We start from the raw sequence: 7,034 nt of genomic DNA on the forward strand, positions 1-7,034 counted from the left end.
AAGGTCGACGGCGCGGAGGAGCGCCCGGCCCGTACGGCGGGCACGATCGTCAAGGACGAGGGCGAGGGCGGCAAGCAGCTCGCAGAGTTCCTCGCGGGTCAGAAGTTCATCTGAGCCCCACTGCCCCCTCTAGACATCTCGTATTCGCAGGAGAGAAGAAGTCTCATGGCTGAAGTCCTCGTCTATGTCGACCACGTGGACGGTGCCGTCCGCAAGCCCACCCTGGAGCTGTTGACGCTGGCCCGCCGCATCGGTGAGCCCGTCGCCGTCGCCCTCGGTGCCGGTGCCGCCGACACCGCCGCGACCGTCGCCGAGCACGGCGCGGTGCGCGTCCTGACCGCCGACGCGCCGGAGTTTGCCGACTAGCTCGTCGTGCCGAAGGTGGGCGCGGGTCAGGCCGCGTACCAGGCCGTGAATCCGGCTGCCGTGCTGTTCCCGTCCTCGGCGGAGGGCAAGGAGATCGCGGCGCGGCTGGCGGTGCGTATCGGGTCGGGCATCATCACCGACGCCGTCGACCTGGAGCAGGGCGCCGAGGGTCCGGTGGCGACGCAGTCGGTGTTCGCGGCCGCGTACACCACCAAGTCCCGGGTTACCAAGGGCACGCCGGTGATCACCGTCAAGCCCAACTCCGCCGCACCGGAGGCGGCCCCGGCCGCGGGTGCCGCCGAGGCGCTGGAGGTCTCCTTCTCCGAGCAGGCGACCGGCACGAAGGTCGTCTCCCGGGCGGCGCGTGAGTCGACGGGGCGTCCGGACCTGACCGAGGCCGCCATCGTCGTCTCCGGCGGCCGTGGCGTAGGCGGTGCGGAGAACTTCCCCGTCGTGGAGGCCCTCGCCGACTCCCTCGGCGCGGCGGTCGGCGCCTCGCGCGCCGCGGTGGACGCGGGCTGGTACCCGCACACCAACCAGGTGGGCCAGACGGGTAAGACCGTGTCCCCGCAGCTGTACATCGCGGCGGGTATCTCGGGTGCGATCCAGCACCGGGCCGGTATGCAGACCTCGAAGACCATCGTGGCGGTCAACAAGGACGCCGAGGCCCCGATCTTCGACCTGGTCGACTACGGCGTGGTCGGCGACCTCTTCGAGGTCGTCCCGCAGCTCACCGAGGAGGTCAAGACCCGCAAGGGCTGACCGCTCGATCGATGCCCGTGGGGCCCCGTACGCACTGCGCGTACGGGGCCCCACGTGCGTCAATGGGGTGTTGACCTCCACTCGGAGCCCGTATAACTTCACTCTACGGATATTAGTTTCCGTAGAGCGGAAACAGCTGGTCGGTTGGAGTGAAGGTGAAAGGCGGAGGTGCGGGCATGACTCAGCACGAGACGGTGGGGACCAGCCTGCCGCGCGGCGTACGCGAAGGGATCACCGCGTCCCTCGCCCCCGTCGACGCGGACCTCGCCCGCCGCTACCCGGGCGACTCCGGCACCCGCCAGCCCGTGCACACCGTCTACGTCCCCGCCGACGCCCTCACCGACACCACCGTGCGCGACTGGGGCGACCAGGCGCTCGCCGCCCTCGACGCCCACGCGCCCGATGCCGACGCCCTCGCCGCCGTCCTCGGTCTCCCCGGCGAGCTGGCCGAGCCCGTGTACCGGCGGGTGTGCGCCAAGCTGGAGCGCGAACCGGTCGAGGACCTGCGGATCGACTTCGAGGACGGCTACGGGCCGCGCCCCGACGCCGAGGAGGACGCCGCGGCGTCCCGTGCCGCATCCGTGGTCGCCGCCGCCCACGCGGCGGGCACCGCACCGCCCTATGTGGGCATCCGCATGAAGTGCATGGAGGCCGCCGTCCGCGACCGCGGCATCCGCACCCTCGACATCTTCCTCACCGGACTGATGGACTCCGGCGGGCTGCCGGACGGGCTCGTGCTCACCCTCCCCAAGGTGACGTACGCCGAACAGGTCAGCGCCATGGTCCGGTTGTGCGAGGAGTTCGAGAAGGCCCGCGGGCTCCCGGCGGGCCGGCTCGGCTTCGAGATCCAGATCGAGACCACCCAGGCCATCCTCGGCCCCGACGGCCGCGCCACCGTCGCCCTGATGATCGACGCGGCCCAGGGCCGTGCCACCGGACTGCACTACGGCACCTTCGACTACAGCGCCTCCTGCGGCGTCGGCGCCGCCCACCAGGCCATGGACCACCCCGTCGCCGACCATGCCAAGGCGGTCATGCAGGTCGCCGCCGCGGGCACCGGGGTACGGCTCTCCGACGGCTCGACCAATGTGCTTCCCGTCGGCCCCACCGAGCGCGTCCACGACGCCTGGCGGCTCCACCACCGCCTCGTCCGGCGGTCCCTGGCCCGCGCGTACTACCAGGGCTGGGACATGCACCCCGGTCATCTGCCCACCCGTTACGCCGCCGTCTACGCCTTCTACCGCGAGGGCCTGGAGACGGCCGCGGCCCGGCTCGCGGCGTATGTGAACCGTACGGGCGGCGACGTCATGGACGAGCCCGCGACCGCCAAGGCGCTCAGCGGTCATCTGCTGCGCGGGCTGGACTGCGGCGCGGTCGACGCCGCCGAGGTGGAACAGCTGACCGGATTGGGCCGCGCCGAACTCGACGCCCTGGCGGGCCGCGCCCCGCGCTGAGCCGGGCGGCCGGGCCCGCCTGATCCGCCTGGCCACATCCGCTCACCCCTCCGTGTCACCCGGGATGCGCGGCCGCCGGGGAGGGCGGGAGATGGTGGCATGGTCAGAAGTGCCGTGTCAGCCCTGCTGATCGTGCTCGGCTGCCTGCTCGTCCCGGTGTCCGTGCTGACCGTATGGGTCCACGGCATCGTCCTGGACACCGACCGCTACGTGGCGACGGTCGCCCCGCTGGCGACCGATCCGGCGATCCAGGAGGCGGCCGTGGACCACGTCAGCGAGGCCGTCGACCTCCGGCACAACAGCCGGAAGGTCACCTCCGACATCGCCGACTGGCTGCGCGACCAGGGCCTGCCGCCCCGGGCCGCCGACACCATCGAGGGCTTGGCCCCCCACCTGGACGCGGCCCTCGACCAGGCCGTGCGCAAGGTCGCGACGCACATCGTGCACACCGAGGAGTTCGCCGCGGTATGGACCGGCGCCAACCGGGCAGCCCATGCGGCCGTCGTGCACGCCCTCACCGGCGAGGGCCACGGCCCGGTCGGCGTACGAGGCGACACCGTCACCCTGAACGTCGGCGCCGCCGTGGAGAAGGTCAAACTCCAGCTCGTGGATGCCGGATTCCCCTCGGCGCGCGACATCCCCGACATCCACCGGCGGACGATCCTCTTCCACTCCCATCAACTCGACCGCATCAAGCAGGCGGTGCGCCTGCTCGACCTGGCGAGCAACTGGCTGCCCACCCTGACCATCGCGCTCGGCACTACCGGTGTCCTGCTCGCCCGGGGCCGCCGCCGCGCACTCGCGCTCGCCGCCCTCGGCGCCGGCGTCGCCTCGCTGGCCCTCGCCCTCGCCCTCACCGTGGCCCGCCGGTACTGCCTCGACCACGTGCCGCCGGGCGTGCTGTCCCGGGCCGCCGCCTCGGCCCTCTTCGACACTGTGGTGCGCTTCCTGCGGGTCACCGTGCTCACCGTGCTGGTGCTCAGCGCCGTCGTCGCGGCGGGCGCCTATCTGGCCGGGCCCGGACGGCTGCCACGCGCCGTACGGGCCACGGCCGAGCGCACCGCCGAGTCCGCCGCGCACTGGTGCGCGGCCCGCGGGATGCGCACCGGGCGGGCCGGGACCTGGACCGCGAACCACCGGCGGGAGCTGACGGTCGCGGCGCTGCCGGCCCCGGCCGCCGTCTTCGCGCTGTGGAACCATCCCACCGTGCTGACCGTGCTGTTCCTGGTGCTGGTCCTGCTGGCCGTCCTCGCGGTGATCACGCTGCTGGCCGCGACGGGCCGTACCAGAGGGTGAGTCAGGGAGTGAGGATGAGCACGATGAACAGCAGACAGGCGGCGACGTTGATCACCCAGCTGTGCGTGTTCAGCCACTCCCGCAGCCGGGGCATCGCGCGCCGCGCCCGGCGACGGAAGACCAGGTAGAGCAGCAGCGGCAGCGCCGCGATCAGCACGGTGGCACCGATGAACGGCAGCGCCTCCGCCAGACCCGCCCGGTGCTGCTCCAGATGCGCCCCGACTGTCAGCATCACCATGATGTCCGACGGCATCAGCAGGATCACCAACAGCCCGGTCCGCAGGGCCCGCAGAGGGCCCGCGTCCATCAGCGAGCCCAGCCACTTGGGCGGTTCGACGGATTCCCGGCGCACCAGGTTCTTCACCGCGGCCAGCACCAGCAGCCCCACCAGCACCAGCTGCACGATGATCGCGGCCGACCCCCGGTCGGACGGTTGACCCGGCGACACCGCCTGGCCCAGCAGGGCGAAGATCCCCCGCGTGACGGCGACCCCCACCGCTGTCGCGACCGCCACCCCGAGCAGGAACGCCGAGGACACCCGCACCGGCCGCGCGGTGGTCACCAGGATCACGGCGGCCACGATCTGCGGCCCCGCCATCATGGTGACGGCCAGCGGGAGAATCTGGAGGTCCATGGCCTGCCCTTCCGGCCCCCGTCCGTCCTGCCTCCATTGCTGCGCGGCCCGGCCCGCGGCGCACCCGCTGCTGCGCCGACCGGGTCCCGCGCACCCGCCGAACGCGGCGCGCCCGCCGCCGTACGCTTGAGGCGTCGGCTCCGGTGGTGGCCGTCGGCCCCGCCGGGCGTGTCCGACGGGAGGCAGACGATGGACTATCCCTTGCTCAACGTGTTCTGGACCACGATGTGGATCTTTCTGTGGGTCCTGTGGCTGATGCTGCTGTTCCGGGTGATCGGGGACATCTTCCGCGATGACTCGCTCAGCGGCTGGGCCAAGGCGGGCTGGTGCGTCTTCGTCATCGTCCTGCCCTTCCTCGGCGTCTTCGTGTACCTGATGGCACGGGGCCGCGGGATGGGCGGGCGCGAGATGAAGCGGGCCGAGCAGGCGGAGGAGGAGTTCCGGGAGTTCGTACGCGGGACCGCCGGAACGAGCCACGCCGAGGAGCTGTCGCGGCTCGTGGAGCTGAAGAACCACGGTGACATCACGGCCGAGGAGTACGAACGCGCCAAGGCCAAGGTGCTCGCCGCTTGATGAGACGGTCGTGACGGGACGGTCAGGACAGGGACGGTGGTGACAGTTCGCCGGAGCCGCGGGCGATCAGGCGGGTCGGCAGCACGACCCGCCGCGGTGCGCCGCCCGCGCCGTCGAGGCGGCGGAACAGCAGATCCGCGGCGGTGCGGCCGAGCTGCGCCGCGTCCTGGGCGACCACGGTGATGCCGGGGGAGAGCAGATCGGCCAGCTCGAAGTCGTCGAAGCCGACCAGGGCCACGGGCGCGGCGGGCGCGGGGCGCTCGGCGAGGACCCGCACCACCGTGACCGTCACGCGGTTGTTGCCCGCGAAGAGCGCGGTGACCGGCTCGGCGGCGTCCAGCATGGCGGCGGCCGCGCCGCGCACCCGCTCCGGGTCGGTGGGGCCCAGGGAGAGCCAGCCGTCGTGGACCGGCAGCCCGGCCGCGGCCATCGCGGCGTGGTAGCCGCGCAGCCGCTCGGCGGCGGTGTGGATGCCCGGCTGGTCGCCGAGGAAGCCGATCCGGCGGTGGCCATGGGCGATCAGATGGGCCACCGCGTCCCGCGCGCCGCCGAAGCTGTCGGAGAGCACCGCGTCGGCGTCGATGCGGCCCGCCGGACGGTCGACGAAGACGGTGGCCACACCGGCCGCCATCTCGGGGGCCAGATAGCGGTGGTCGTCGCCCGCCGGGATGACGACGAGGCCGTCCACCCGGCGCGCGCACAGGGCGAGCACCAACTCCTGCTCGCGGACCGGGTCCTCGGCGCTGGACCCGTTGATCAGCAGCGCGCCGTGGGCCCGGGCCACCTCCTCGACGGCACGGCTGAGCGGGCCGTAGAACGGGTCGGCGAGGTCCTCCAGGACGAGGCCGACGCTCGCGGTGCGCCCCTTGCGGAGGATGCGGGCGCTGTCGTTGCGGCGGAAGCCGAGCGCGGTGATCGCCTCCTGGACGCGGGCCTCGGTGTCGGGGGTGACGCCCGGCTCGCCGTTGACGACCCTCGAGACCGTCTTGAGGCCGACCCCGGCCCGGGCGGCGACGTCCTTCATCGTGGGCCGGGAGCCGTAGCGGTGCGGTCGGGTGCTGTCGGCGATGTCCCGGGCGGTGTCGGTCACGGTGGGCTCGTCCCGTCGCTGGTCGTCGTGGCGGAAGGGGTGTCGAGCATAGACCCTGGACAACGTTGTCAGCGGCAGGGAAGACTGTGGCCGCATACTGATGACACCGAGGCCCACCAGGAGAGTCGACAGCCATGGCACGTGACCTCATCGCCGCGCTGGACATCGGCGGTACCAAGATCGCGGGTGCCCTGGTGGACGGCGGCGGCAAGCTGGTCGTACGGGCCCGGCGCGCGACCCCCGCGCAGGGCCCCGGCCCGACGGTGATGGGGGAGGTCTCCGCGGTGCTCGGCGAACTCGCCGCCACCGCGCACTGGTCCCGGGTGGCCGCCGTCGGGATCGGCAGCGCGGGCCCCGTGGACGCCTCCGTGGGCACCGTCAACCCGGTCAACATCCCCGGCTGGCGCGACTTCCCGCTGGTCGCCGGGGTCAGGGAGACCACCGGCGAGCTGCCGGTCACCCTGGTCGGCGACGGACCGGCGATGACCGCCGCCGAGCACTGGCAGGGCGCGGCGCGCGGGCGCGCGAGCGCGCTGTGCATGGTGGNCGCCGAGCACTGGCAGGGCGCGGCGCGCGGGCGCGCGAGCGCGCTGTGCATGGTGGTGTCCACCGGTGTCGGCGGCGGACTGGTGCTGGGCGGGCGGCTCCACCCCGGCCCCACGGGCAATGCCGGGCACATCGGCCACATCAGCGTCGACCTCGACGGCGATCTGTGCCCGTGCGGCGGGCGCGGCTGTGTCGAGCGCATCGCCAGCGGTCCCAACATCGCCCGCCGGGCGCTGTCCGGCGGCTGGCGGCCGGGTCCGGACGGCGACACCAGCGCCGCGGCCGTCGCCGTCGCCGCGCGCGCCGGTGACCC

6 protein-coding genes and 2 pseudogenes are annotated in these 7,034 nt (G+C 73.2%); 6 read left to right on the top strand and 2 right to left on the bottom strand.

Annotation, left to right across the window (positions count from 1 at the left end):
- The 4 genes and pseudogenes from EEJ42_RS00725 to EEJ42_RS00740 form a co-directional block, all read left to right on the top strand.
- A pseudogene (locus EEJ42_RS00725) lies at window positions 1-114 on the top strand (electron transfer flavoprotein subunit beta); the annotation flags it as partial.
- 51 nt (window positions 115-165) lie between these two features.
- A pseudogene (locus tag EEJ42_RS00730) lies at window positions 166-1,128 on the top strand (electron transfer flavoprotein subunit alpha/FixB family protein).
- Between the two features lie 176 nt (window positions 1,129-1,304).
- Complete coding sequence (locus EEJ42_RS00735) at window positions 1,305-2,582, top strand: DUF6986 family protein (RefSeq protein ID WP_123098101.1); 1,278 nt, start codon at window positions 1,305-1,307, stop codon at window positions 2,580-2,582.
- Window positions 2,583-2,681: 99 nt separating this feature from the next.
- Window positions 2,682-3,878 (top strand): hypothetical protein, encoded by a 1,197-nt coding sequence (locus tag EEJ42_RS00740; RefSeq protein WP_123098102.1) that lies wholly within the window; start codon window positions 2,682-2,684, stop codon window positions 3,876-3,878.
- A gap of 1 nt (window position 3,879) precedes the next feature.
- Here EEJ42_RS00740 and EEJ42_RS00745 read toward each other — a convergent pair whose 3' ends face one another.
- The gene (locus tag EEJ42_RS00745; protein ID WP_123098103.1) at window positions 3,880-4,512 is read right to left on the bottom strand and encodes a GAP family protein; all 633 of its coding nucleotides are present in this window, start codon (window positions 4,510-4,512) and stop codon (window positions 3,880-3,882) included.
- Window positions 4,513-4,701: 189 nt separating this feature from the next.
- Between EEJ42_RS00745 and EEJ42_RS00750 the strand changes: the two genes are divergently transcribed.
- Window positions 4,702-5,085 carry an SHOCT domain-containing protein gene (locus EEJ42_RS00750; protein ID WP_123098104.1) on the top strand — a complete coding sequence of 128 codons (384 nt, stop codon included), beginning with the start codon at window positions 4,702-4,704 and terminating at the stop codon, window positions 5,083-5,085.
- Window positions 5,086-5,107: 22 nt separating this feature from the next.
- On the opposite strand, the gene EEJ42_RS00755 is transcribed toward EEJ42_RS00750, so the two are convergent.
- Window positions 5,108-6,175, bottom strand: coding sequence for a LacI family DNA-binding transcriptional regulator (locus EEJ42_RS00755; RefSeq protein WP_123098105.1), 1,068 nt, complete (start codon window positions 6,173-6,175; stop codon window positions 5,108-5,110).
- A gap of 134 nt (window positions 6,176-6,309) precedes the next feature.
- Here EEJ42_RS00755 and EEJ42_RS00760 point away from each other — a divergent pair.
- Window positions 6,310-7,034 (top strand): ROK family protein (locus tag EEJ42_RS00760; RefSeq protein WP_148081799.1); only part of this gene is annotated, 725 nt, incomplete at its 3' end.

Source organism: Streptomyces botrytidirepellens (genome assembly GCF_003721215.1).
Taxonomy (GTDB): domain Bacteria; phylum Actinomycetota; class Actinomycetes; order Streptomycetales; family Streptomycetaceae; genus Streptomyces; species Streptomyces himastatinicus.